We start from the raw sequence: 25,279 nt of genomic DNA on the forward strand, positions 1-25,279 counted from the left end.
TTCGATGAACTCAAAACCGTGCACGTAGAATGAGTTCGTACCAACGGTCATACCCGCCGCTGCGCCCTCTTCGGGTGCTCATCGGTCACTGACACCCCGACCCAACCCGATCGGAGTGCCATGCTCGTCGTTTTGCTCGCCCACGTCATCGCCACCGCGGTGGCGCCCCTTCTGGTGGCCCGCTGGGGGCGCCTCGCGTTCTACCCGCTGGCGTTGGTTCCACTGCTGTCGCTCATCTGGGTCGGCCTGAACTGGCCCACCGCCGAGCACGTGCCGACCGTGCACATCCCGTGGCTGCCGATGCTGTCGATGGACATCACGCTGCGGTTCGATTCGCTGGCCGCGATAATGAGTGTGCTCGTGCTGGCCATCGGTGCGCTCGTCCTCTTCTATTGCGCCGAGTACTTCCACCATCACGAGGGCCGCATCGAGAAACGGCTGCCCAGTTTCGCCGCCGAGCTCGTCGCCTTCTCCGGCGCGATGTTCGGTCTGGTGGTCAGCGACAACATGCTGCTGCTCTACATCTTCTGGGAAACCACGACGGTGCTGTCCTTCCTGTTGGTCGGGCACTATGCCGAACGCGCCACCAGCCGGCGCGCCGCCACCCAGGCGCTGTTGGTGACGACATTCGGCGGCCTGGCCATGCTGGTCGGGATCGTCGTCCTCGGTGAGATGTCGGGGACCTATCTGCTCTCGGAACTGATCGCCGCCCCGCCGACCGGCCTTGCCGCCAGCGTCGGCATCGCGCTCATCCTGGTCGGCGCGCTGTCGAAGTCGGCGATCGTGCCGCTGCACTTCTGGCTGCCCGGCGCCATGGCGGCGCCGACACCGGTCAGCGCCTATCTGCACGCCGCAGCCATGGTCAAGGCCGGTGTCTATCTGGTTGCCCGGCTCACCCCGGGTTTCGCCGACACCGCCTTCTGGCGACCGATGGTGGTCGGGCTCGGACTGCTGACCATGCTGCTGGCCGGCTGGCGCGCCATCCGCGAATACGACCTCAAACTCATCCTGGCCTTCGGCACCGTCAGCCAGCTCGGTCTGATCACTGTCATGGTCGGCACCGGCGGTCCGGACATGATGCTGGCCGGGCTGGCCATGCTCTGCGCGCACGCGATGTTCAAGGCCGCGCTGTTCATGGTGGTCGGCATCATCGACCATGCCACCGGTACCCGCGATATCCGCAAACTCGCCGGGCTGGGCCGGGCACATCGGCCCCTGCTGATCATCGCGACCGGCGCCAGCGCGAGCATGGCCGCGTTGCCGCCGTTCTTCGGCTTCATCGCCAAAGAGGCGGATCTGGAGACGGTGCTGCACAGCGAGGTTCTCGGCGGCGCCGCACCGTTCGTGCTCGCCGGCATCGTGTTCGGTTCGGTGTTCACCACCATGTACACGCTGCGCTTCCTATGGGGCGCGTTCGCCGACAAGGGCACCGCCGAACCCAGCGTCCGGGTCACCGAGATGCACCGACCGCCGGTGACGTTCCTGGTGCCGCCGGCGGTCCTTGCCGCCGCAGGCCTGGTGTTCGGCTTGTGGCCCTCGGGTATCGACGCGGTGCTCGACGATTACGCCAAGACCATCCCCGGCGGTTCGGACTACTACCTGGCGCTGTGGCACGGATTCGGTGTTCCGCTGTTGTTGTCGGTGTTCATCCTGGTGACCGGCGCGGTGGTGTTCTTCGGCCGCCGGCGACTGCCTCGCGCGCGCACCGGTTTCACCCCACTGGGCAACGCCGACCGCATCTACGACGACGTGATGCGCGGGCTCGACCTGCTCGCGGTGCGGGTGACCGCGCAGACCCAGCGCGGTTCGTTGCCGGCCACCCAGTCGGTCATCCTGTGCACCCTTGTGGTGTTGCCGCTGGTCATGTTGGCCCTGGGCGCCCGCAACCGGCCCGAGATGGCGCTGTGGGATTCCCCGCTGCAGGTGGTGATCGGCGCGGTCATCCTGGCGGCCGCGCTGGGTGCGACGGTGATGCGCAATCGGTTGGCCGCGGTGCTGCTGGTCGGCGTCACCGGTTACGGCTGCGGTGCCATCTTCGCCCTGCACGGCGCGCCCGATCTGGCGCTGACGCAGTTCCTGGTCGAGACGCTGCTGCTGGTGATCTTCGTGCTGGTGCTGCGCACGCTGCCGGCCGAGGCCGATCGGTCCAACGTCACCCGCAGCCGCGCACCGCGAGCGGTGTTGTCGGCGGCGGTCGGCGCGGCGGTGACGACGCTGGCGGTGTTCGCCATGGCCGCGCGCGATACGCGTCCCATCGCGGCGCTACTGCCCGACGCCGCCTACTACCGGGGGCACGGCGCCAACACGGTCAACGTGTTGCTCGTCGACATCCGCGCCTGGGACACCATGGGCGAGATCTCGGTGCTGGTCGTCGCGGCAACAGGGGTGGCCTCGATGGTGTTCCGCAATCGGCGCTTCGGTGCGGCCCCCCGGGTGCCGCAGGCCAAACCCAGTGTCGCGGGCCAGCCCGATATCGGGTTGGTGACCGCCTACAGTCCGGCGGCCGGTGATGTCACCTGGCTGCGGGGCAGCGAGTTGCGCGACCCGCGGCATCGGTCGCTGGTCCTGGAGGTCGCCACCCGGATCATCTTCCCGCTGATCATGGTGCTCTCGGTGTATCTGTTCTTCGCCGGACACAACACTCCCGGCGGTGGGTTCGCCGGCGGCCTGACCGCCGGGCTGGCCCTGGTGCTGCGCTATCTGGCCGGTGGCCGTTACGAACTCGGCGAGACGCTGCCGCTGGATGCCGGCAAGATCCTCGGCGCCGGGCTGCTGATGTCGGCGGGCACGGCGATCACCTCACTGGCGCTCGGCGCCCCGGTGCTCTCCTCGGCGGTGCTCTATCTGGACATACCGGTGCTCGGGGACATCAAGCTCGTCACCGCGTTGTTCTTCGACATCGGTGTCTATCTGATCGTGGTGGGTCTGGTTCTGGACATCCTGCGCAGCCTCGGCGCCCGGGTCGATGCGGAAAGGGTGCAGAAATGACCACCTACCTCGTTCCACTGATCCTGATCGGCGGGCTCACCAGCACCGGTGTCTACCTGCTCCTGGAACGCACCCTGACCCGGATGCTGCTGGGACTGCTGCTGATCGGCAATGCCGTCAACCTGCTGATCCTCAATGTCGGTGGCCCGTCGGGTAATCCGCCGGTGTACGGGCGCACCAGCAACGGCGCGCAGACCGATGCCGATCCGCTGGCCCAGGGCATGATCTTGACGGCCATCGTCATCGCCATGGGTGTCGCGGCTTTCGTGTTGGCCCTTGCCTACCGCTCGTATCAGCTGACCACCGTCGAAGAGGTCAGCAACGATCCCGAGGACACCAGGGTCGCCGAGCGCGCGGACGAGGATGTCGTGGACCGCGACATCCCGGATGTGGTGCCCTCGCGGGATACCGACGCACCCGACGAACTCGACGCCCTGCCGGGCGCGGAGGGATCCCGCTGATGGCCCTCGCGCAGATCCTGACTCCCCTGCCGGTGTTGATTCCCACCATCGCCGCGGCCATCGCCATGGTCGCCGGCCGCAGTCCCCGTATTCAGCAACTGATTTCGCTGACCGCGCTGTCGACCGTCGTGGCGGTGTGCGCCCTGCTGCTCTATCTGGTCGACCGTGACGGCACCGTCGCCGTGCAGGTCGGCGGGTGGGGCCAGAGCGAACCGGGCATGGGCCCGTTGGGCATCACGCTGGTGGCCGACCGTCTGTCGGTGCTGATGCTCGTGGTGTCCTCGATCGTCCTGCTGGCGGTCGTGTTCTACGCCATCGGGCAGGGCATCAGCGACGGTGATGAACGCCAACCGGTTTCGATCTTCCAGCCCACCTACCTGATCCTGTCCGCGGGAGTGTGCACGGCCTTCCTGGCGGGCGACCTGTTCAACCTGTTCGTCGGTTTCGAGGTGCTGCTGGCCGCCAGCTTCGTGCTCTTGACCATCGGCGGCAGCGCCGAACGCGTGCGTGCCGGCATCGCCTACGTGATGGTGTCGATGGTGTCCTCGCTGATCTTCCTGACCGGCATCGCGCTGGTGTACGCGGCGACCGGCACCCTGAACATGGCCGAGGTCGCGGTCCGCCTGACCGATGTGCCCGCAGGCACCCGCACGGCGTTGTTCGCGGTGCTACTGGTGGCGTTCGGCATCAAGGCGGCGGTGTTCCCGCTGTCGGCCTGGTTGCCCGACTCGTACCCGACCGCGCCCGCGCCGGTCACGGCGGTGTTCGCCGGCTTGCTCACCAAAGTCGGTGTCTACGCCATCATCCGGGCACATTCCCTGTTGTTCCCCGACGGCGGTCTCGACGATGTCCTGCTCGTCGCGGCGTTGTTGACCATGGTGGTCGGCATCCTCGGCGCGATCGCGCAGAACGACATCAAGCGGTTGTTGTCGTTCACCCTGGTCAGCCACATCGGGTACATGATCTTCGGGGTCGCCCTGGGCAACGCCCTCGGTATGTCGGGTGCCGTCTACTACGTCGCGCACCACATCGTCGTGCAGACCACCCTGTTCCTGGTCGTCGGCCTGATCGAACGCCAGGCCGGCGCGTCGACGCTGCAGCGCCTCGGCGGATTGGCGGCGGCCAGTCCCCTGCTGGCGTTCATCTTCGTGGTCCCGGCCCTGAATCTGGGTGGTATTCCGCCGTTTTCCGGGTTCATCGGGAAGGTGGCCCTGCTGGAGGCCGGCGCCCAGTCCGGCACGACGTTGGCCTGGGTCCTGGTCGGCGGCAGTGTGGCCACCAGCCTGCTGACGCTCTACGCGGTGACACGGGTGTGGACCAAGGCGTTCTGGCGGGCTCGCGCCGACGCGCCGGAGGGCGACCTGTCCAACACGGTGCCCGCGGCATTGATCGACGATGACGACGATATCGCCTTCGCCGATCGCAACGATGTCGGCAAGATGCCGCTGGGAATGCTGTTGCCCACCGGGGCACTGATCGCGGTGGGGCTGGCGCTCACGGTGTTCGCCGGACCCATCTACGCCTACAGCGAGCGAGCCGGCGAACAGATACTCGATCGCGAGCAATACATCTCGGCGGTGTTGCAATGAGAAAGATCACCCTACGTATCTGGACGCTGTGCTGGTTGACGCTGGTGTGGGTGCTGCTGTGGGGCACGTTCTCCGCCGCGAACATCCTGGGTGGCTTGGCGGTCGCCCTGGTGATCACCCTGTTGCTGCCGCTGCCGCGGGTGCCCGTCGAGGGGCGGGTCCGGCCACTGTCCTTGGTGCGCCTGATCCTTTATGTCATCGTCAAATTGGTGGTGTCCTCGTTCCAGGTGGCCTGGCTGGCCATCCGACCGGGACCGCCACCGGCGACCGCGGTGTTGCGCGTCCACCTTGCCGTCAAATCCGATCTCGTGCTTGCCCTCGCGGCAGGCATCCTCACCCTGATCCCTGGTTCGGTGGTGTTGGAGATCGACCAGAAGCGTCGACTGGTGTACCTGCACGTCCTGGATGTCGGGTCGGAGAAGGCGGTCGCGGCCTTCTACCGACAGGCCGAGACCCTGCAGCGACTCATGGTGGCGGCGTTCGAACGGGACACGGACTGGCAACCTTCCGCGTCGAAGGAGGACGGTTGATGCACATCGTATGGATCGCTGCGGCGGTCATGCTCTCGGCCGCCGCCGCGATCACCGTCTACCGGTTGCTCGCCGGGCCCACCACCCTGGACCGGCTGGTGGCGTTGGATGCCTTTGTGGCGGTGTCGATGTGCGGCATCGGCACCTGGGCGGCGTTCAGTCTGGACAGCACCGTCACCTACAGCCTGACGGCGCTGGCGCTGATCAGTTTCGTCGGATCGGTGAGCGTGGCCCGATTCCGCGTGCCCGACCGCGATCCGGACGAGCGGAGAGCTTCATGACCATTGCCGATGTCATCACCGCGGTTCTCATCCTCAGCGGGTCTGGGCTGGCGTTGACCGCCGCCATCGGGGTGGTGCGCTTCCCGGACACGTTGACCCGCATGCATGCCGCGAGCAAGCCACAGGTGCTCGGTCTGCTGCTGGTGCTGGCCGGTGCGGCGGTGCAGCTGCGGGGACATCCCGATGTCGGCATGATCATCCTGGCGGGGCTGTTCACCCTCTTCACCGCGCCCGTGGTCGCCAACCGGGTCGGCCAGCTCGCCTACCGGGAGCAGAATGTGCAGGAGAGCCTGGTTGCCGACGAGTTGAAGCACAACCCGTTGCCCGACCCGGAGTAGTCACCCGAATTGGTGCATCAGCAACTGCCCGATCCGACCAACTGGAAATCCCGGCCGGCATTGATCCCGTTCGCGGTGCTGATCGCTGCGGTGATCTCGGTGTACTGCGCCTTCGAAACCGTCGATGCGATCGCCGCTTCCGACGTGACGTCCGCCACGGTGGCGAGCATGTTCGCAACGGGGATCACCGCTTTCGTCGCCTCTATCGCGGTGGGCAAACTCGGATCGGAAACCCTTCGTGCCGAGGCATCCACCGCCGGGACGACCTTTCGTTCGCACCCGGTGGCGATGGCGTTGCTCTTTGTGGCTTTCTTGGCGTTGGTGATCTGCTCCGCCGCATCGGTGACCGGGTATCTGGCGGGCAAGACGATCTCGATAGTCCCGGAGGGCAAGGAGTTCAAGGCATTCTTCGCGATGTCGAATGTGCTGCTGCTCTCGCTCTACGGCACGGTCGCGGTGGCATCGCGGGGGCATAAGACATTTCTCCGACTCTCGGCCGATCGGGTGGAGTACGCCGATGTACGTCGCACCCGAGCGGTGCCGTGGGACCGCATCGAGGACATCGTCGATATCGCACCGAGAATCAGAGCCCACCATCCCGCGGTGTTGCGCAGCAAGGGATCCGACGATCGATTGGTGATCCACCATCTCGACGGATACGTCCCACACGGTGCCACGCTCTACTGGATGATCCGCCACTACTGGCTGCACCCAGAGAACCGTCACGAACTCGAAGACGGAACCGCCCTGGAGCGACTGCGTCTCCAGGACTTCAGTCCCGAGTAGTCACTCCGACAGCTGGAACTCCACCAGCGCCGCCACCGTCTCGACTGCTTCGCGCAGCGCCGCCAGCCGCGCGGACGCGTGCGGGGCGGCCAGCACGGCGTACCGGTCGGCCTGACCGATCGGTATCCGGGCGGCCAACGCGTACAACCGATCTCCTGGGCTCTGCCCGGGCTCCGGCCCACCGAGCAGCACCTCACGCGGCGGCAGCACCGCATCGCGGGCGGCGGCGATTCGCTCGAACAGGGCCATCACGGTGTCTTCGACATCGGAGATGTCCCCGCCGGTGACCATCGGGCCGTCCTCGTCGGGCCATGCCTCGGTGCGTGCGCGGGGATACGGGTCGTCCTCGAGCCACTGCGTCACCCGGATGCGCTCCCCGAGAACAGCGCGCAGGCGGTACTTGCCGGCGCCCAGGTCGGTGTGCTCGGCGATGCGCGCCAATGCCCCCACGTCACTGCGCACGTCGCCGCCGCCGACTTCCCGGCCCGCCTGGATGAGCACCACCCCGAACTCACCGGAGCCGGCCAGGCAGTCCGAAATCATTGCCGAATAACGTGGTTCGAAGATCCGCAACGGCAGTTCCTCGCCCGGCAGCATCGCCACCTCCAGCGGGAACATGGCTGTCGGCGGCGGGGTGTTCACAGTTTCAACTCACCGATCAGCGAATCGACCACGGCGCGCAGGTCACCGTCGTGTTCCTCGGCCACCCGGCGCTGGCGCTGATACGAGGCGCCGTCGCGGTAGATCCGCTCGACGCGGCGCAGATCGTCGGCGCAGCCCAGCGAGTCGGCTACCGGCTCCAGTCGGTTCAGCAGGTCGTCGAGGTCCTCGGTGACCAGCCGCTCGTTGCTGTCGGCATCCAGGATGATCACCGCATCAAGCCCGTAACGCGCTGCGCGCCACTTGTTCTCCTGCACATGCCAGGGCGGCATGGTGGGCAACTGGTCACCGGCATCCAGCCGGCGGTCCAGGTCCACGATCAGGCAGTGGGTCAGTGCCACCAGTGCGCCCAGTTCGGCCAGGTTGGACACCCCGTCGAAGATGCGCACCTCGATCGTGCCGAGATGCGGGGACGGCCGGATGTCCCAACGGATCTCGTTCATGTGATCGATGATGCCGGTCTTCTTCTGGTCGTGGACGAACCGTTCGAAGTGCGACCACTTCTGGAAGTGGAACGGCAGACCCGCGGTCGGCAACTGCTGGAACATCATCGCCCGGTTGCTGGCATAACCGGTGTCCTCACCGTCCCAGTACGGCGAGGAGGCCGACAGGGCCAGCAGGTGCGGGTAGTGGTTGAGCAGTGAGGTGATGATGGGCATCACCTTGTGCCCGGAGGAGATCCCGACGTGCACATGCACGCCCCAGATGAGCATCTGTCGGCCCCACCACTGGGTGCGTTTGATCAGCTCGGCGTACCGCGGCCCCTCGGTGAGCTGCTGCATCTCCCATTCGGCGAACGGGTGCGTTCCGGCGCAGAACAACTCCATCCCGCGTTGGCGGGCGATACGCCGCACCGGGACCAGGGTGTCGTGCAGATCGGTCATCGCCTCCGGCACGGTCTCACAGATGCCGGTGACGACCTCGACGGTGTTGCGCAGCAACTCCTTGTGCACGTGCGGGGTCTCGCCGATCTCGGCGATCACCGCGGCTGCCTCGTTGGACAGGTCGCGGGTCACGGGATCGACGAGCGCGAACTCCCACTCGACACCGACGGTCGGCCGGGGTGACCCGGCGAAGTCGATGCGGTTCTTACTCCGCGGAGAAGACACCGCAGGCCACTCGACCGCCCGCGTCACCGGTGGCCAGCGTCTGCTGGTCGGGGCCGGGAGTTCCATTGATCTGCTGGTACTTCTCGGGCGGGATGTTGCCGAAGTTGTCAGCCTTCTCGTGGATCACGATGGCGGTCTTGGTGCCGGCCAGCAGTTCCTCTGCGGTGAATGCATCGGTCGTGGTGACCAGCTTCGCCGAACCGTCGCTGCGCACCTGCAGCGAACTCAGATCGCCGCTGGAGGGATGCCCGGAGTGGCCTTCGGCCTGGAAGTGCCCACCGGCGCTGGTGAAGTCGCCCTCACAGGATCCGACCTGATGGATGTGCAGGCCGTGGAAGCCCGGGGTCAGCTCGCCGGCGGCGGTGGTCTCGACGGTCACGGTGGCGAATCCACCGGTGAAGTCGATCGTGGCCTTCGCGACGTCGGTGCCATCGGCGGTCTTCAGCTCCGCGGTCAGCGTCTCGGCACCGGCCGCCGATCCGTGCGCCTCACCCTCGCCGTGTCCGCCTGCGGCGGGCGCGCTCGGCGACGGCGATCCGGTCCACACCGGCGGTGTGGTTCCCGGCGAGGTGGCCTCCGGCTCGTACGGTGCGCAGGCGGCGGCAATCGGCACGGTCAGAGCGGCGGCGGCAAGAAGACGGAGCGGAGCTGAGATCGGCATGTCCGAGAGCCTAGCCGGTGACCGCCACGATGACGCCCGGCGGTTGTTCGACGAGTTCGGGGCGCCGCGGTTCGACCGGCGCCTGCAGCAGACGGCCGACCTCCTCGGCGGCCTCGCGCTCCCCCGGCTCACTGCCGAAGAACACCGTCGTCGCAGGCAGACCCTCCAACACGAGGTTGCCCGTCTCGGTCACGTTCCAGCCGTCCTCGCGCAACCTGTCGGCCGCTCCCTCGGCCGCACCAGCGACCTCGGAGGTGTTGAAGACGCGCACCTCGGCATCGCGGGCCGCGGGCGTCGGTTCGGCACTGGAGGTGGGGCTGCTGGTCGTCGTGGCACTGATGGCGACCGATTCGTCCGAGGCGTCGTCGTCATCGGATCCCATGTACTGAAATGCGATCAGCAGGAACGCGACACCCAGGAAGAGCAGCACCATCACCATGGCGCGCAGGGGCAGCCCGGAAGAGTCTCGCTGGTTCATCGGGGCCAGCCTAACGGCTCACGTGATGTCGAAACCGAGCCGCCGGGCGGCCTTGGCCTTCTGCCGGCTCGCGCGCACCCGGCGCAGCCGCTTGACCAGCATCGGGTCCGCGGCCAAAGCCTCGGGCCGGTCGACGAGCGCGTTGAGTACCTGGTAGTACCGGGTCGCCGACATCGAGAAGAGCTCCTTGATGGCGTCTTCTTTGGACCCTGCGTACTTCCACCACTGGCGTTCGAACGCCAGAATGTCGTGTTCGCGGCGGGTCAGCCCGTCCGCAGGTTCGGAGTCGTCCCCGGATTGGCCGGTCCGCGCGATGGCGCCATCCATATCGCTGTTTGGACCCTTCCGATTCACTCGCAAATGACATTGGTGTTGTTCGGCGCTCATTCAATCACGGCGCCGGAGTTTGAGGCGTGATCGTTACCCGCGAGTCGGCTGACTTAAGCTTGCCAATCGTGGCTGTCGTACCGATCCGCATCGTGGGAGATCCCGTCCTGCACACTCCGACCACGCCGGTGCCCGTTGGCGCCGACGGGACCTTACCTGCCGAGCTGGCTGAGCTCATCGCCGACATGTTCGACACGATGGACGCCGCCAACGGGGTTGGCCTGGCGGCCAACCAGATCGGGCGCACCGAACGCGTGTTCGTCTACGACTGTGCCGATGATCGCGGCAAGACCACCCGCCGGCGCGGCGTCGTGATCAACCCGGTGCTGGAGACCTCCGAGGTCCCCGAGACGATGCCCGATCCCGACGATGACGACGAGGGTTGCCTTTCGGTGCCCGGCGAGTCCTTCCCCACCGGGCGGGCGTCCTGGTCGCGGGTCACCGGCCTGGACGCCGACGGCACCGAGATCACCCTGGAGGGAACCGGGCTGTTCGCCAGGATGCTCCAGCACGAGACGGGACACCTGGACGGGTTCACCTATCTCGATCGGCTGATCGGCAGGCATGCCCGGGCGGCCAAGCGGATGGTCAAGTCCAACAAGTGGGGGGTTCCGGGGTTGAGCTGGTTGCCCGGCGAGGATCCCGACCCCTTCGGCCACTAACCGTGCCTTTCGCGGCATCCCGCGGCAGCAGGGTCTCCCTGCGTTACCGGACCTCCGAGGGCCTGACCGATGTGGTCGGTCATCTGGAGGCACTCACCCCCACCGTGATCGTCCGTCCGAAATCCGGGGACGACGTCGCGATCGATCCCGCCGACGTGGTGTCGGTGCGCGAGCTGTCCCACCGTCCGGTGCGCAACTCCGAGATCCGCGCGCTGGAGCACGCCGCGGCGCTGGCCTGGCCCGGCACCGAGCAGCACTGGCAAGACGGCTGGTTGTTGCGGGCCGGATCCGGTCACACCAGCCGGGCCAACTCGGCTGTCCCACTGCTGTTCTCGTCATCGACAGAGGCGCTGTCGGAGATCGTCTCCTGGTATGCCGGGCGCGGTCTGCGCCCGTGGCTGGCGCTGCCCGAACGGCTGCTGCCGATCAAGGCCCCGGGTGTGAAGCCGACCCGCGTGCTCGTCCACGATCTCTCCCCCACGCCGCGCCTGCCCGCCGTCTCGCTGGCAGCGGCTCCCGACGAGCACTGGCTGCGGATCTACGAACGTGACGTGCCGCCGGACATCCTCACCGCTGTGATCGACGGAACGGTGACCTTCGCGACCGTCGGTGACGCCGTCGGGCGGGGCGCGGTGACCACCGCACCGGAGGGCACCCGCTGGCTCGGCGTGTCGTGCGTGCGTGTCGCGGAGTCCGCCCGCAGGCAGGGATTGGCCCGCGAGGTCTTCGCCGCTCTATCGGCCTGGGGCGCCGAACAGGGCGCGACCCGGGCATATGTGCAGGTGCTCGAGGACAACGCGCCCGCCCGGGCGCTGTATGAGTCGCTGGGGTTCGCACTCCACCACCGGCATCGCTACGTGCGCGCAGATAGCCTCGTGCTCCATGCGTGAGTTACTCGATGCCAATCGCGAGGTGCAGGCGTCCCGCGCGCTGCGCCTGCTGGCCACGTCGAATCTCGCGGTCTACGCCACGCTGATGGAACGCCACCTCTTCGACGGACTGGTCGGCGAAACCGACCTCGTCGTCCGCCTCGAGCGCGATCTGGAGACCCTGCACGAGGCAGGAGAACAGTCCGGCCTCGCCCTGATCAAATCGTGGGCCAGCCAGGGCTGGCTGCACCGGGTCGCCAGCCAACACGCGGGTGTCGAGCGCAACGTCTGCTATCTGACCCAGGACGCCCGCCGGGCGCTGGACTTCGTGCGCGGCGTGCGTCGCAACGACACCATCGCCACCGGCGGGTCCATCCACGGAATCGCCGCCCGGCTCAAGCAGGTCGCCACCCGCGCCGGGGATGATCCCGATCGGATCCGGGCCGGTATCGAGGCCGAGATCGCCGCCTTGCACGCCGAACTCGACGAACTCGCCGCGGGAACCCGCCCGGAGCCCGATACCGTCGCCATGTACGACGAGGCCCGCGCCATCGCCATGCAGATGGAACGGTTGATCACCGATATCGGCCTGTACGGCAACATGATCGAGCAGGCCACCGCCGCACTCGACGACCCGATCGACACCAACCTGGAATACCGCGACCGGCAGCGCCAGATGTACGCCGACTATCAGGCCGCCTGGGACTCAGCGGGCCGCGACTCCCATCGCGCGTTCCTGCACATGATCAACGATCCGCAGCAGCGCGCCGAGTTCGAGGCCGATATCGCCACCGTCGCTTCGCAACTGCCCGAGCTCGACCCGGCCCTGCGCAAGGTGATGGCCAACTTCTTCGAACTCGTCGGCCACCAGATCGACGAGGTGGAACGCATCCAGCAGCGCTGCGCACAGCGGGTCAAGCGGTTCACCGCCTTCGGCACCCTAGAGCAGAGCCGCGGCGTGGCCCGCCAGCTCAACGAGGCCATCGGCGCCGCGCGCACGCTGCTCAAGGAGTCGCTGACCGACTCTCGCCTGGATATCGAGGTGCCGCTGGCCCGGCACGCCATCAGTTCGGTCGGCGCGCTCAGCTTCCGCATCAACGACCTGTCCTCGCCGAAACCGGCCGAGATCGCCCAGGGCGAAGTCGATCTGAGCACGTTCTCCTCGCTCACCACCCAGGTGGACGCACCCGCACTGACCGAAATGCTCAATTCCGCTCTGCCGGTATCCCTTCCGGACGCGTGCGCGATGCTCGACGCGCCCTACCTGGGTCATGTCATCGTGCTGTGGTCCTGGGCGCTCAAACAACCGGCCCCCGCGGTCACCGAGTCGGTGACCGTGCGCTTCCACTCGTTGGACGGGCACGACCGCGAGATGGAGGTCCCGCACCTGATGTTCACCGAACCCGTCACCGAGGTTGCTTCATGACCGACGCCACGACCTCCACACCGGAAGTCGATTTCGCCTCGCTGCCCGATGTCGACCGCTCCGGGCGCAGCACCGGCACACGCAGACCACGGTTCGACGGTGATGTCAGCGTGCTGCCCGACCGCGCCTGCTGGGCGCTGCAGCATCTGCTGACCCGGCGCTACGTCAGCGGCGAGGCCGATCCGGACATCTACAGCTGGATCCTGGAGTACCGCAACGATCTGGCCGTCCGGCTCTCCGAACTGGACCTACAACTGCAGATCTCGGCGCAGGTCGACATCGCCTACATCGAACAGGCCCGCTACGAACCGACACGGGGCGCAAAGCTTCTGCGTCGGGAACCGCTGGGCACCTACGACTCCATCCTGGCGCTGCATCTGGCGCAGATGATGCGCGCCGGGGGTGACGTCAGCTTCCTGATCACCCGCGACGAGGTGCACGGCCTGTTCGCCGGGGTGCTCAACGACACCGACCGCGACACCGTCACGTTCACCGCGCGTATCGACGCCGCGATCGCCCGGCTGGCCGGACTGGACATCCTGCGCCGCACCCGCGATGACGAGGATTCCTACACCGTCAGCCCCGTCATCACCGCGATCATGACCGCGTCGGTGATCACCGAACTGCAGCAGCAGTTCGAGCAGTTGTCGAAAGGTGGTGCCGAATGAGCGAGCAGTTCCATCTGTCCCGCCTGCAGGTCATCAACTGGGGTGTCTTCGACGGCTACCACTCCATCCCGATCAACGCCGGCGGCTCGTTGATCGCCGGATCGTCGGGCAGCGGTAAATCCTCTCTGCTGGATGCGATCTCACTGGGCTTCCTGCCGTTCAACCGGCGTAACTTCAACGCCTCGGGCGATAACACCGCCGCGGGCTCCAGCGCCGGGCGACGCACCGTGGACAAGTACGTCCGCGGCGCGTGGGGTCAGCGCAGCGACGGTGGCACCAGCCAGGTGATGTATCTGCGCGGTGACGGCACCACCTGGTCGGCGGTCGCGGTCACCTACACCTCCAACACCGGGCGCACCATCACGGGTCTGGTGCTCAAATGGTTGACCGGAGAGTCCCGTTCGGATTCGTCGAGCCGGTTCGTGCTCGGTGACGGCGATCTGGACATCGAGGGTGTCTGCAATCGGTGGGCGGCGGGACGTTTCGACAGCAAGGTCTTCACCGACTCCCGGGGCGAGCGAAGCGACGGGGCGTCACACGGTTGGCGGTTCTCCACCAAGGTCGAATCGCAGTACCTGGCCCAGCTCTACGCCGCCATCGGCATCCGCGCCTCCGAGGCGGCCCAGCAGCTGCTTGGCAAGGCCAAGTCACTCAAGAGCGTCGGCGGCCTGGAACAGTTCGTCCGCGATTTCATGCTCGACGAACCGGACAGCCTGAGCCGACTTCCCGAGGCACTCAAGCAGATCGACCCGCTGGTCGAGGCACGCGAGCTGCTGGCGGTTGCCCAGCGCAAGCGCAAGGTGCTCGGCGATATCGAGGCGATCCAGCTGCGTTACGCCTCCGAATCCTCGGACCTGGGCATCATCGATCTGGTCGATATGCCGATGGTCCGCGCGCATACCGATCACCAGCGCCTGCAGCAGTGCCCGGCCCAGATCGAATCGCTGGACGGCACCATCGACCAGCTGGAGAACGAGTACGGCGACATCACCCGCCAGCTCAATCTCGCCAAGGCCGAGGGCGACGCCCTCAACGCGCAGATCAGCGGGGCCAGCGCCAGCATCGGTCCGCTGCAGTCCCAGGTCGCGGCCGCCGAGGCACAGGCCGAGGAGGTCACCCGCCGGTACGCCGCCTACGCGGAGATGGTCCGCGCGCACGGTGCCGAGGTGCCCGAGACCGCCGACGAATTCTGGAATCTGCGTGAGGAGCTGTCCAAGCAGGCCGCCGGTCTGGCCGTCCAGCTCGACCGCGGCCGGGAGTCCTCCACCGACGCCGAATACGCCCAGAAGGCCGCCCGGATGGCCCGCGATCACGCGGCCAAGGAACTCAAACGCGTCGAGCATGTCGGGTCGGCGCTTCCCGAGTTCGCCGTCGCCATGCGCGAACACATCTGCACCACACTGGGTATCGACCCGTCGGCGCTGCCCTATGTCGCCGAACTGATGGACCTTCGGCCCGAGGAGAACCGCTGGCGCGCCGCGGTCGAGAAGGTGCTGCGCTCGGTCGGACTGCGCCTGCTGGTTCCCGATCAGCACTATGCCAAGGTGTTGCGCTTCGTCAACGAGAACAACATGCGGGGCAGGCTGGCGCTGCATCAGGTTCGGGTCAATGCCCCCGATCGGCGTCCCGAGCCGAACACGTTGGCGGGCAAGCTGTTCGTGGTGAACCCGAGCCACCCGTGTGCCGCCGAGGCCCTGGATGTGTTGGCCGCCGCCGGTGATCACATCTGCGTGGACAGCCCGGATCTGTTCGCCAGGTTCCGCCGCGCGGTCACCGACACCGGTCTGTACAAGGACTCCGACCGGTTGGCCATCAAGGACGACCGGCGCCCGCTGAAACCCTCGGAGTACATCTACCAGGGTGATATCACCGCCAAGCTGGATGCGCTGACCGCAGAACTGGCCGAGGCCGAGGAGGTGTTCGCGGCGGCCCGCACGGCGGCCGACGAGATCGCCGCGGGCCGGCAACACTGGCGCGATCAGGCCGCCGCCTGCAAGGCCATCTGTGAACAGTTCCCGCAGTGGAGCCATATCGACACCGAGACCGCCGACGGGCACGCCGACCGGTTGCGTGAACAGTACGAGTTGCTGCTCGCCGACAATCCCGATGTCGAGGCGCTGAGCACGCGGGCCGAGGAGTGCTGGAACGATATTCAGGTTCTGATGACCCGGCGCGGCGCCATCCAGACCCGCCGCGACGATCTCGATTCGCGTCGTACCCGGCTGCTCGACCTGCAAGACCGCCTCGATCCGGCGGCAGTGTCCGAGCAGGCCACCGAGCTGCTCAACCGCTATGCGGCGCAGATCCCGGTGAGCCTGGAGCTGCTCAACCCCGAGCCCTACCGCGAGGCCCTGTTCAACGCGATCCGGCGTGAGCGGGATCGACTCACCGAGAGCCGCAGACGTTCTCACGATGAACTGGCCCGCATCATCGCCACCTACGACTCGTCGTTCCCCGATGCGATACCCAACGATTCCGATGATCTCGACGAGCGGGTGCACGACTATGTCGCGGTGTGCCGCCACATCGACGAGCGCGAACTCCCCGATGCCTACGAGCGGATGATGCGGCTGATCACCGAGCAGGCCCCCGATGCGATCCTGACGTTGCACCGGATCGCCGAGCAGGAGGCCCGCCGCATCGCCGAGCAGATCGAGCGGGTGAACACCGGTCTTGGCGCGGTGGAGTTCAACCGCGGTACCCGGCTGACACTGCGGGCCACGCCCCGCAGTCTGACCGCGGTGACCGAGCTGACCGAGATCGTCAAGGCCATCTCGCGGCGCATCGCCGAGGTCGGCCTCGGTGACAAGAAGGCGATTCTCGAGCAGTACGCCGACATCCTGCGGCTGCGGAACCGGTTGGCGGGCAACACCCCCGAGGACCGGGTGTGGACCCGCGATGCGCTCGACGTGCGTAACCGATTCACCTTCGACTGCGCCGAGTGGGATGTACGCACCGAGGAGTTGATCCGCACGCACAGCAACGCGGGCGACAACTCCGGTGGTGAGCAGGAGAAGTTGATGGCGTTCTGCCTCGCCGGAGCGCTGAGCTTCAACCTCGCCAATCCCGACAGCGGTGACAACAAGCCGGTGTTCGCCCAGTTGATGCTCGACGAGGCGTTCTCCAAATCCGATCCCCAGTTCGCCCAGCAGGCGCTGCAGGCGTTCCGCAAGTTCGGTTTCCAGCTCGTCATCGTGGCCACCGTGCAGAACGCCACCACCATCCAGCCCTATATCGACGGTGTGGTGATGGTGTCCAAGACCGAGGCCAGCGGCCGCAATGCCCGGCCGGTCGCGCATGTCACCACCAAGACAATTTCCGATTTCACCGCGCTCAAGCGCGAACTCAAGGTCCCGGAGCCCGTCTGATGCGCATCGCCACCTGGAACGTCAACTCGATCCGCACGCGGGTGGACCGGGTCACCGATTGGCTGGCGCGTGCCGATGTCGACGTGCTCGCCATGCAGGAGACCAAGTGCAAGGACTCCCAGTTCCCGACGATGCCGTTCGCCGCGCTGGGATACGAGATCGCGCATGTGGGGCTCAGCCAGTGGAACGGGGTGGCGATCGCCTCCCGGGTCGGCCTGGAGGACGTGCAGATCGGGTTCGACGGTGCGCCGTCCTGGCAGGACGTCGCCGAGGCACGCGCCATCGGGGCCACCTGCGGCGGGGTGCGGGTGTGGAGTCTGTATGTGCCCAATGGCCGCACCCTGGCCGACCCGCACTATCCGTACAAGTTGGAATGGCTTGCCGCCCTTCGTGATGCGGCGACGTCCTGGACCGGCCCGGTGGCGCTGGTCGGAGACTGGAATATCGCACCCACTGACGAGGACGTCTGGGATCCGGCGGTGTTCGAAGACTCCACACACGTGTCCGCACCCGAACGAGCGGCGTTCCAGGCCATCCTGGACGCCGGCTACTCCGACGTGGTGCGGCCCTTCACCCCCGGCCCCGGCGTATATACGTATTGGGATTACACGCAGCTGCGCTTCCCGAAGCGTCAGGGCATGCGGATCGACTTCATCCTCGGCTCACCCGACTTCGCGCAGCGGGTGACACACGCCGAGATCGTTCGCGAGGAACGAAAGGGCAAGGCACCCAGTGATCATGCGCCCGTACTGGTGGAGTTGACGTGATGGATCTACTACCCAAGGCCGAACTTTCCGACAACGATGTCGCCGACGTGCTTGCGCGGGCGGTGGCACTGTCGGACCTGATCCTCGATGTGCTCGCCGGGTTCGACCCACTCGGAGTGCGTCGGCATCTGGAGTTCCTGGGGCTGCCGGGTACCGAGGCCTGGCAGCAGAAGAGCCGCGACGAGCGGATCGGCTGGTGGATCTGGCGGGTCGGCGCGCTGGACACCGTCGCCGTGGCGTGGCCGGGAGCATTGGGGGCCTTGGCCAGTCGGCTACCGATCCAGGATCTGCTCGGGTTCGCCTCGCAGACGCTGATCCTGTGTGCGGTGGCTCGCGAGTACGGGGTGACCGACCGGCGGGACACGGTGCGCATGCTGGCCTCGGTGTTGTGCGGCCGCGAGATCCCGCACCCACCCATCCCCGATACCGACGAGCCATGGCCGGACAATGTGTTGGCCAAGGTGTGGCATCTGGCGGGCATTCTCAACGCCATTGGCGGCGAACTGGGTAAGCGTCCGCACCCGCGGGCGGTGTTCCGCTATATCGGGATGCTGCCGCTGGTCGGTGCCGTGGCCGCCTACCTGGGTGAGTACGGGGCCCTACATCGGGCGGCGAAGGCCGGCCAGAAGTGGCTCACGAAGGCTTCACGCCCACGGTGATCAGATCCGAGATCGGCGTCCACGTCGGCCGCCGTACGCGGTGCTGATCGGCGATCTCGAATCCGGCGTCGGTGAACAGGGTGCGCATCGCCTCCGGGGTCGGCGCGTGCGCGGGCGCGCCGAGACCGGCCGACAGCGCGTGCAGCGGCGGGAAGGACTGCCGCGGGCTCATGGTGGTGACGGCCACCATGCCGCCGGCGCGTAGCACTCGATGGAATTCCCGCAGGGCGGCGGGCTGGTCGAAGAAGTGGAAGGCCGAGGTGGTGACGACGGCGTCGAGGAATCCGTCCTCGAAGGGCAGTTGCTCGGCGGGTGCGGTCTTCCAGCGGATGCGGTCGGAGCGTTTGCGGGCCTGGGCCAGCATGCCGTCGGACATGTCCAGTCCGTAGACCTCGTCGGGGCGCAGTTCGCGCTGGATGCGGTCGGCCAGGATGCCGGTGCCGCACGCGATATCGGCGATCTGGGTCGCGCCACGTTGCCGCAGCTGGTCGATGACCTCGTCCTGGGCGGGCTTGTAGACGAACCGCTGCAGACAGGCCGTGTCGTAAGCCGGCGCGGCGAAGCTCCAGAACTTGGTGATCGCATCGTTGAAGGCGCGGCGCTGGATGGTGGTCATCGGCCCGAGTGTAGGCGCGGCCGGCACCGGCCGGTTCACTTCACGAATGCCATCACCGGAGTCGGCACTGAACCGACCAGATGCGAGGGCGCGGGCCTTGTGGGTGTGCAATCGTTGCTGTCGGTTCGCTGGAACCCAAGGACAGATAGGTGGCTCCGAGTTGAGCGTCGATGTGCCCGTGATCCCGACCTCGCTGTGGGCGAGCCTTTTCCGCAGCGACGTGGCGCCGCAGCGACGCCTTCGGAGGCGCCGGCCGCCGGGCGGGCGATTACTCGCACTCGGGGTTCTGTCAGCGTGCGTGGTGGTTGCCTGTGGGGATGGGCAGGCTTCCGAGATTGCGCACCTGCCGGAAAGTGCGAAGCCTGTCGATCCCGAAGGACTATTCGTCGTGACATACGAACCCGCGAGCCCGGAAACCGCCGTCGACGAGCAGTTCCTTCGGGACCGCAGTGTCCTGGAGGATTTCGCCGACAACATGAACGATTACGTGCGGATTCCACGCGAGGTGAAGGTGATGGGCCTTGACTGCGGAGAATCGAACGCCTTCTACAACGAGGAGGCCCACAGCATCGAACTCTGCTACGAGTTGGTGCGCGAGGAGCGTGAAAGCTTCTCGGCGGCAGGCGTTACCGGAGACGATCTCGACATCTCCGTGTATCGCAGCGTCGTCGCGGTTCTATACCACGAACTAGGGCACGCTCTCATCGGCGAGCTCGAGCTGCCCATCACGGGCCGGGAGGAGGATGTCGCCGACCAGATGGCCGCGTACATACTCACCAGCGATGACGATTCGAAAGATTTTCTGCTGACCGCAGCGGAGTCCTACGCTCTCGCCGGCAGCCGCGTCGCCGAATACGACGACACGGACTTCTCGGATACCCATTCGCTCGACCCCCAACGATCGGCGAACTTCCTCTGCTATGTATACGGCTCCGACGAGACCAATTTCCGGTACCTGGTCGACGACGGTGCCCTCAACGAGGACCGCGCCGAAAGCTGCGCCGAAGAGTACGAGAAGCTATCCACCGCGTGGGATACGCTCCTCGAACCCCACATTCGTTAGCGTCCTGGGTCATTCATCCGTAGGCCGGTTGTCGACGTCGATCACCACCCGGATCGGGTTACGGCTGCGATCGCGCAGGGTGGCCAGCCCCTGCTGGTAGTCGTGCAGGGGCATGCGATGACTGATGGTCCCCGCGATGCGCAGCGTGCCCCCGCCCACCAGCTCGATCAGGTCATCGAGGTCGGCGGGGACGTAACCGTAGGATCCGCGCAGCGTCCATTCGTTGGCGACGAACGTCGAGACCGACATGCTGCCGCCGAGCTTGTCGGTTCCGATTCCCATCACCGAACACAGCCCGCCCGGCCGTAGGCTGCGGACCGCCTGTTCGACCGTATCGGCGCGGCCGACGAACTCGAAACTGGCGTCGACCCCGCCGGTTTCGGCGTGAATCTGCTGACTCGGCAGGCCCGCCCGGGCATCGATGACGATATCCACCCCGAACCCGGCCGCCCGCTGCAGGGCAGCGTCATAGGTATCGACGCCGACCACCCTTGCACCCACCACCTGCTTGAGGATCATGACCGCGTGGATGCCGAGTCCGCCGAGTCCGAACACCGCCACCGTGTCACCCGCGCGCACCCCGGCGGTCCGGATGGCATGGAACGGCCCGGCCACCGCATCGGCCATGATCGCCGCGGTGGCGAAGTCGATCGATTCCGGTATCCGGTGGACGTTGCCCGCAGGTACGACCACGTAGTCGGCCGCCGCGCCCGCGCGCCACCCCGAGCACGATGTTGTCGGGGCACTGGTTGGTCCGGCCCGCGCGGCAGGCCCGGCATGTCCCGCAGACCACGATGGGGTTGACCAGCACACGGTCCCCGGGTGCCACGGGGGCGGACACACCTGGTCCCACCTTGTCGATGACGCCGGACGCCTCGTGGCCGAGGATCAGCGGGATCTCGGGCACCGGAATATCGCCGTCGATGAGGTGCAGGTCCGAACCGCATACCCCGCAGGCACGCACCGCCACCCGCACCTCACCGGGCCCCGGTTCGGGAACCGCGATATCGACAAGGCGCGGGGCTCCCACCCCGGACATCACCGCCGCGCGCATCACAGGTCGGCCGCCGCCGCCTCGAGCCGCGCGGCGAGGTGCTCGCGTGCGGCATCGCGCAAGGTCGGCAGGTGACCCGAGCCGAATTTCGGGTCTCCCGGGACCACGTCGCGCAACAGACTCTTGGCCAGGGTCCACTTGTGCACCTCGGTCGGCCCGTCGGCCACCGCCATCACCTGTGCTTCGACCATCATGGCCGAGAACGGCATCTCGTTGGAGATCCCGAGTGCACCGTGCAACTGCATGGCCCGTTGCACCACATCGTGGAAAACCCGCGGCATGGCGACCTTCACCGCGGCGATGTCCTTGCGGACGGCCCGGTAGTCGTCGTGCTTGTCGATCAACCACGCGGTCCGCAGCAGCAGCAGCCGGAACTGTTCGATGTCGATCCAGCTGTCGGCGATCTTCTCCTGGGTGGCCTGCAGGTCGGCCAGCCGACCGTGCCGAGTGGTGCGTGACGCGGCACGTTCCAGCATCAGATCGAACGCCCTGCGGACCTGCGCGATCGTGCGCATGCCGTGGTGGATGCGTCCGCCGCCCAACCGTGTCTGGGCGATCTCGAAGGCGGCACCCCGCGCGCCGAGCAGGTGATCGGCGGGCACCCGTACATCGCGATACCGCAGGTAGGCGTGGCTGGAATGGTCCGCGCCCTCGGTACCGACCCCGGCGTCACGGATGATCTCCACCCCGGGGGTATCGGCGGGCACGATGAACATCGACATCGTCCGGTGCCGGTCGGGGCCGTCATCGGTCACCGCCATCACCAACAGGAAGCTGGCGTACCGCGCGTTGGAGGAGAACCACTTCTCGCCGTTGATCACCCAGTGGTCACCGTCGAGAACCGCGCGAGTGGTGAACAGGGTCGGATCGGCGCCGGCCAGCGGTTCGGTCATCGAGTAGCAGGACGAGATCTCCCCGTCGAGCAGGGGCTGCAGATAGCGGGCCTTCTGCTCGGCGGTGCCGTACTTGGCCAGGATCTCGGCGTTGCCCGAATCCGGCGCCTGACAACCGAAGACCGATGGCGCCCAGCGCGAGCGCCCCAGGATCTCGTTGAGCAGCGCCAGCTTGACTTGGCCGTAGCCCTGTCCGCCGTGTTCGGGGGTCAGGTGGCAGGCCCAGAGCCGTTGGGCGCGAACCTGTTCCTTCAACGGTGCGATCAGCCGCATCGCCCGCGCGTCGCTCTTGTCATACGGATCGCCGAGCACATGGTCGAGCGGCTCCACCTCGGACCGCACAAAGGCATCCGCCCAGTCGAGTTTCGCCTGAAACTCCGGCTCCGTCGAGAAGTCCCACATCAGCTACACTCCAATACAGTTGCATTAAACTTCGATGCGACTGTATCGCTTAGAGGGAGGTGCCCGCCAGATGGCCGGACGAGTTGTCGTGGTGACCGGAGGGAGCCGCGGCCTTGGCAAGGCGATGTGTCGCCATTTCGCCGCCGCGGGCGATCATGTGGTGGTCTCCAGCCGCAAGGCCGATGCCTGCGATGCGCTCGCCCGCGAACTACGCGATGCGCACGGGGTGGACGCCGTCGGCTTCGGCTGCCACGTCGCGTCCTGGGACCAGTGCGACGCGCTGATCGATTTCGTCGAACAGCGATTCGACCGAATCGACGTCCTGGTCAACAATGCCGGGATGTCCCCGCACTATCCGTCACTGCCCGAGCTCAGTGAGGAACTGTTCACCAAGGTGGTCGGGGTCAACTTCGGCGGCCCGTTCCGGCTGGCGGTGCGCGCCGGCGACCTGATGCGCCGGGGTGATGGCGGGTCCATCATCAACATCACCAGCATCGCCGCGGTGCACCCCGAACCGTATGACCTGCCGTATGCGGCCGCCAAGGCAGCGCTGAACACCGTCACCGGCGGGTTGGCCCGCGCATTCGGCCCCGCCGTGCGGGTCAACGCCGTGATGGCCGGTCCGTTCGACACCGACGTCACCGCCGCCTGGAACGATGACACGGTGCACCGGATCGAGCAGTCGGTACCACTCGGACGCATCGGCCGACCCGAGGAGATCGTCGGCGCCGTCGCCTACCTGGCCGGTCCGGACGCCTCGTTCACCACCGGCGCCATCCTCAAGGTCGATGGCGGCATGGCCAGCGGACTGGGATGAGCGCCCCGAACAAGGAGACCCGCGAGCGGCTGCTGGAGGCCGCGGAACGGCTGTTCGCCGAACGCGGTGTCGACGCCGTGTCCATGCGGGAGATCAGTCGCGAAGCGGGATCGAAGAACGTCGTCGCCGGCCAGTACTGGTTCGGGGATCGCGACGGTCTGGTCAAGGCCTTGCTGGACAAGCACAATCCCGAGATCGAGAGTCGTCGGCACGCCCTGCTGGACGCGTATGAGGCAGGTGGAACCGGCGACGTCGCCCTGCTGGCCGCCGCACTCGTCCGGCCGCTGGGCGCCAAGCTGGATCAGGGCATCGCCGGTGCCGGCTTTTTGCGAACCATGTCGGATCTGCTGACCAGACCGGACCCGTCGGTCGAACCACTCGGTGCGGGTTCCCCCACCAGCAGCATGCAGCGTTGGCGCACGCTGCTCGAACCGCTGTTGGAACCCGAAGCCGTACTGCTGCACCGCCGTTTCCTCACCACCCGGTTCGTCGTCGTCGAACTCGCCCTGCGGGCCCGTACTGATCGCACCGAACACGCGCTGTTCCTGAGCCACCTGATCGACGTCGCGGCCGGGCAGCTACTGGCCCCGGTCTCCGCCGAGACGCGCCGACTGCGATCCCTTCGGGTCGACAGCACGAAAGGCACACCACCACAGTGAATCTGGAAATCGACCTCGCCCCAGTGCAGACCTGGCTACGCGAACGCGGTATCGGCGACTCGATCACCGATGCCCGTGCGTTGACCGGCGGGACCCAGAACAGGGTGATCGCGCTCGAGGTGGACGGCCGCAGGCTGGTCCTGCGCTGCCCGCCGGTGCACCCCCGACCGTCGAGCAACCGCACGATGCTTCGCGAGGTCGCGGCGCTGACATCGCTGGCGGGCACGGAAGTCCCGCATCCCCGGCTCGTCGCGTGCTGCGACGACCTCGCCGTCATGGACATGGTCTTCTACCTGATGGAAGAGGTCGATGGGTTCAACCCCGGCGACAACATCAGCGAGCACTACAGCGCGGACGCGGCGACCCGGCACGAATCCGGGCTGGCGGTCGCACGCGCGCTGGCCGCACTGGGCGAGCTCGATCCGACCGGCACCCCGATGGCCGGATTCGCCAAACCCGGCAGCTTCCTCGACCGCCAGGTGGACCAGTGGGTCGGCGTGCTGGCCGGGTACGACTACGGCGATGCCGAAGCCCGTGACCTGCCCGATGTCGGGCCGACCGTGCAGTGGCTGCGCAACCACCAGCCCGCCGATCCTCGCCCGGGCATCATGCACGGCGATTTCCACCTCAACAACGTGCTGCTCGACGCACACCGTCCCGAGGTCGCCGCGATCGTGGACTGGGAGATGTGCACCGTCGGCGACCCGCTGCTGGACCTGGGCTGGCTGCTCGCCTGCTGGCCGCAGGACCCGGCACCGGTCGCCACCGGGGAACGGCTGGCGGCGGCGGGTGGGCTACCGGCACGGCGCCAGGTCATCGAGGCCTACGCGGCCACCAGCAGCAGAAGCACCGACCAGATCGATTGGTACACAGCGCTCGCCGGCTTCAAGATGGCCGTGGTACTGGAGGGAACCTGGGTACGCGCGCTATCCGGCCGAGCACCCCGCGAGATCGGCGAGCATCTGCACCGGTGCGCCATCGGCCTCTTCGAACTGTCTGCCCGTATCGCGGTGGGTGACTGGTCACCGAGCCGATGAATCGCCGTCACGGCGAAAGCTTGAAGGCGCGTTGAGGCGTGCGTGTGGCCA

Annotated in this window: 27 protein-coding genes; 18 read left to right on the forward strand and 9 right to left on the reverse strand. The window is 67.1% G+C overall.

Annotation, left to right across the window (positions count from 1 at the left end; translation table 11 throughout):
* Nucleotides 1-120 precede the first annotated feature (120 nt).
* From G154_RS12045 to G154_RS25535, 7 genes are read left to right on the forward strand one after another with little or no spacing between them, the layout of a single operon-like run.
* Nucleotides 121-2,988, forward strand: coding sequence for a Na+/H+ antiporter subunit A (locus tag G154_RS12045; RefSeq protein WP_019513734.1), 2,868 nt, complete (start codon nucleotides 121-123; stop codon nucleotides 2,986-2,988).
* Nucleotides 2,985-3,449, forward strand: coding sequence for a Na(+)/H(+) antiporter subunit C (locus tag G154_RS12050; RefSeq protein WP_019513733.1), 465 nt, complete (start codon nucleotides 2,985-2,987; stop codon nucleotides 3,447-3,449). Before G154_RS12045 ends, G154_RS12050 begins: the two co-directional genes overlap by 4 nt.
* Nucleotides 3,449-5,038 carry a Na+/H+ antiporter subunit D gene (locus G154_RS12055; RefSeq protein WP_019513732.1) on the forward strand — a complete coding sequence of 530 codons (1,590 nt, stop codon included), beginning with the start codon at nucleotides 3,449-3,451 and terminating at the stop codon, nucleotides 5,036-5,038. The genes G154_RS12050 and G154_RS12055 overlap by 1 nt, the downstream gene beginning before the upstream one ends.
* Nucleotides 5,035-5,568: a Na+/H+ antiporter subunit E gene (locus G154_RS12060; protein WP_019513731.1), complete on the forward strand. Its 534-nt coding sequence runs from the start codon at nucleotides 5,035-5,037 to the stop codon at nucleotides 5,566-5,568. The genes G154_RS12055 and G154_RS12060 overlap by 4 nt, the downstream gene beginning before the upstream one ends.
* A complete protein-coding gene (locus G154_RS12065) occupies nucleotides 5,568-5,849 on the forward strand; it encodes a monovalent cation/H+ antiporter complex subunit F (RefSeq protein ID WP_019513730.1) in 282 nt (93 codons plus the stop codon). Before G154_RS12060 ends, G154_RS12065 begins: the two co-directional genes overlap by 1 nt.
* On the forward strand, nucleotides 5,846-6,187 hold the full coding sequence (mnhG, locus tag G154_RS12070; protein ID WP_019513729.1) for a monovalent cation/H(+) antiporter subunit G: 342 nt from the start codon (nucleotides 5,846-5,848) through the stop codon (nucleotides 6,185-6,187). The genes G154_RS12065 and mnhG overlap by 4 nt, the downstream gene beginning before the upstream one ends.
* Before the next feature lie 12 nt (nucleotides 6,188-6,199).
* Entirely contained in the window at nucleotides 6,200-6,973 is a 774-nt protein-coding gene (locus G154_RS25535; protein ID WP_019513728.1) for a hypothetical protein, read from the forward strand.
* Here G154_RS25535 and G154_RS12080 read toward each other — a convergent pair whose 3' ends face one another.
* Genes G154_RS12080 through G154_RS12100 form a run of 5 tightly spaced genes read right to left on the reverse strand, consistent with a single transcriptional unit; the run spans nucleotide 6,974 to nucleotide 10,208 of the window.
* Nucleotides 6,974-7,591: an LON peptidase substrate-binding domain-containing protein gene (locus G154_RS12080; RefSeq protein ID WP_023985243.1), complete on the reverse strand. Its 618-nt coding sequence runs from the start codon at nucleotides 7,589-7,591 to the stop codon at nucleotides 6,974-6,976.
* A 20-nt stretch (nucleotides 7,592-7,611) separates the two neighbouring features.
* Complete coding sequence (locus tag G154_RS12085; protein WP_023985242.1) at nucleotides 7,612-8,742, reverse strand: glutamate--cysteine ligase; 1,131 nt, start codon at nucleotides 8,740-8,742, stop codon at nucleotides 7,612-7,614.
* Nucleotides 8,723-9,403: a superoxide dismutase family protein gene (locus G154_RS12090; RefSeq protein WP_019513725.1), complete on the reverse strand. Its 681-nt coding sequence runs from the start codon at nucleotides 9,401-9,403 to the stop codon at nucleotides 8,723-8,725. Before G154_RS12090 ends, G154_RS12085 begins: the two co-directional genes overlap by 20 nt.
* Before the next feature lie 10 nt (nucleotides 9,404-9,413).
* The gene (locus tag G154_RS12095) at nucleotides 9,414-9,881 is read right to left on the reverse strand and encodes a LytR C-terminal domain-containing protein (RefSeq protein ID WP_019513724.1); all 468 of its coding nucleotides are present in this window, start codon (nucleotides 9,879-9,881) and stop codon (nucleotides 9,414-9,416) included.
* 18 nt (nucleotides 9,882-9,899) lie between these two features.
* On the reverse strand, nucleotides 9,900-10,208 hold the full coding sequence (locus tag G154_RS12100) for a DUF3263 domain-containing protein (RefSeq protein WP_019513723.1): 309 nt from the start codon (nucleotides 10,206-10,208) through the stop codon (nucleotides 9,900-9,902).
* 128 nt (nucleotides 10,209-10,336) lie between these two features.
* Between G154_RS12100 and G154_RS12105 the strand changes: the two genes are divergently transcribed.
* The 7 genes from G154_RS12105 to G154_RS12135 are packed head-to-tail and all read left to right on the forward strand — an operon-like array spanning nucleotide 10,337 to nucleotide 18,687.
* On the forward strand, nucleotides 10,337-10,930 hold the full coding sequence (locus tag G154_RS12105; protein WP_019513722.1) for a peptide deformylase: 594 nt from the start codon (nucleotides 10,337-10,339) through the stop codon (nucleotides 10,928-10,930).
* A 2-nt stretch (nucleotides 10,931-10,932) separates the two neighbouring features.
* Nucleotides 10,933-11,820, forward strand: coding sequence for an N-acetyltransferase (locus tag G154_RS12110; RefSeq protein ID WP_019513721.1), 888 nt, complete (start codon nucleotides 10,933-10,935; stop codon nucleotides 11,818-11,820).
* Nucleotides 11,813-13,225, forward strand: a complete 1,413-nt coding sequence (locus G154_RS12115; protein ID WP_019513720.1) for a DUF3375 domain-containing protein — start codon at nucleotides 11,813-11,815, stop codon at nucleotides 13,223-13,225. Before G154_RS12110 ends, G154_RS12115 begins: the two co-directional genes overlap by 8 nt.
* On the forward strand, nucleotides 13,222-13,893 hold the full coding sequence (locus G154_RS12120) for a DUF4194 domain-containing protein (protein ID WP_019513719.1): 672 nt from the start codon (nucleotides 13,222-13,224) through the stop codon (nucleotides 13,891-13,893). Before G154_RS12115 ends, G154_RS12120 begins: the two co-directional genes overlap by 4 nt.
* Nucleotides 13,890-17,261 (forward strand): ATP-binding protein, encoded by a 3,372-nt coding sequence (locus G154_RS12125; protein WP_019513718.1) that lies wholly within the window; start codon nucleotides 13,890-13,892, stop codon nucleotides 17,259-17,261. The genes G154_RS12120 and G154_RS12125 overlap by 4 nt, the downstream gene beginning before the upstream one ends.
* Nucleotides 17,261-18,028, forward strand: coding sequence for an exodeoxyribonuclease III (locus G154_RS12130; protein ID WP_019513717.1), 768 nt, complete (start codon nucleotides 17,261-17,263; stop codon nucleotides 18,026-18,028). The genes G154_RS12125 and G154_RS12130 overlap by 1 nt, the downstream gene beginning before the upstream one ends.
* The gene (locus G154_RS12135; RefSeq protein ID WP_019513716.1) at nucleotides 18,028-18,687 is read left to right on the forward strand and encodes a hypothetical protein; all 660 of its coding nucleotides are present in this window, start codon (nucleotides 18,028-18,030) and stop codon (nucleotides 18,685-18,687) included. Before G154_RS12130 ends, G154_RS12135 begins: the two co-directional genes overlap by 1 nt.
* Here G154_RS12135 and G154_RS12140 read toward each other — a convergent pair.
* Nucleotides 18,662-19,303: a class I SAM-dependent methyltransferase gene (locus G154_RS12140; protein WP_019513715.1), complete on the reverse strand. Its 642-nt coding sequence runs from the start codon at nucleotides 19,301-19,303 to the stop codon at nucleotides 18,662-18,664. The two genes, G154_RS12135 and G154_RS12140, sit on opposite strands and share 26 nt — an antisense overlap.
* Nucleotides 19,304-19,463: 160 nt before the next feature.
* On the opposite strand from G154_RS12140, the gene G154_RS12145 reads away from it, so the two are divergent.
* Nucleotides 19,464-20,366, forward strand: coding sequence for a DUF4344 domain-containing metallopeptidase (locus G154_RS12145; RefSeq protein ID WP_200879138.1), 903 nt, complete (start codon nucleotides 19,464-19,466; stop codon nucleotides 20,364-20,366).
* Nucleotides 20,367-20,375: 9 nt separating this feature from the next.
* Here the strand turns inward: G154_RS12145 and G154_RS25540 are convergent, their stop codons facing one another.
* The 3 genes from G154_RS25540 to G154_RS12155 are packed head-to-tail and all read right to left on the reverse strand — an operon-like array spanning nucleotide 20,376 to nucleotide 22,718.
* Nucleotides 20,376-20,993: a zinc-binding dehydrogenase gene (locus tag G154_RS25540; RefSeq protein WP_019513713.1), complete on the reverse strand. Its 618-nt coding sequence runs from the start codon at nucleotides 20,991-20,993 to the stop codon at nucleotides 20,376-20,378.
* On the reverse strand, nucleotides 20,932-21,420 hold the full coding sequence (locus G154_RS25545) for an alcohol dehydrogenase catalytic domain-containing protein (RefSeq protein WP_051154382.1): 489 nt from the start codon (nucleotides 21,418-21,420) through the stop codon (nucleotides 20,932-20,934). The genes G154_RS25540 and G154_RS25545 overlap by 62 nt, the downstream gene beginning before the upstream one ends.
* The gene (locus tag G154_RS12155) at nucleotides 21,420-22,718 is read right to left on the reverse strand and encodes an acyl-CoA dehydrogenase family protein (RefSeq protein WP_234713052.1); all 1,299 of its coding nucleotides are present in this window, start codon (nucleotides 22,716-22,718) and stop codon (nucleotides 21,420-21,422) included. The genes G154_RS25545 and G154_RS12155 overlap by 1 nt, the downstream gene beginning before the upstream one ends.
* 67 nt (nucleotides 22,719-22,785) lie before the next feature.
* On the opposite strand from G154_RS12155, the gene G154_RS12160 reads away from it, so the two are divergent.
* The 3 genes from G154_RS12160 to G154_RS12170 are packed head-to-tail and all read left to right on the forward strand — an operon-like array spanning nucleotide 22,786 to nucleotide 25,228.
* The gene (locus tag G154_RS12160; protein ID WP_019513711.1) at nucleotides 22,786-23,532 is read left to right on the forward strand and encodes an SDR family NAD(P)-dependent oxidoreductase; all 747 of its coding nucleotides are present in this window, start codon (nucleotides 22,786-22,788) and stop codon (nucleotides 23,530-23,532) included.
* Nucleotides 23,529-24,191, forward strand: a complete 663-nt coding sequence (locus tag G154_RS12165; protein ID WP_019513710.1) for a TetR family transcriptional regulator — start codon at nucleotides 23,529-23,531, stop codon at nucleotides 24,189-24,191. Before G154_RS12160 ends, G154_RS12165 begins: the two co-directional genes overlap by 4 nt.
* The gene (locus G154_RS12170) at nucleotides 24,188-25,228 is read left to right on the forward strand and encodes a phosphotransferase family protein (RefSeq protein WP_019513709.1); all 1,041 of its coding nucleotides are present in this window, start codon (nucleotides 24,188-24,190) and stop codon (nucleotides 25,226-25,228) included. Before G154_RS12165 ends, G154_RS12170 begins: the two co-directional genes overlap by 4 nt.
* Nucleotides 25,229-25,279 lie beyond the last annotated feature (51 nt).

It is taken from the genome of Mycobacterium sp. VKM Ac-1816D (assembly GCF_000416385.1).
Taxonomy (GTDB): domain Bacteria; phylum Actinomycetota; class Actinomycetes; order Mycobacteriales; family Mycobacteriaceae; genus Mycobacterium; species Mycobacterium neoaurum_A.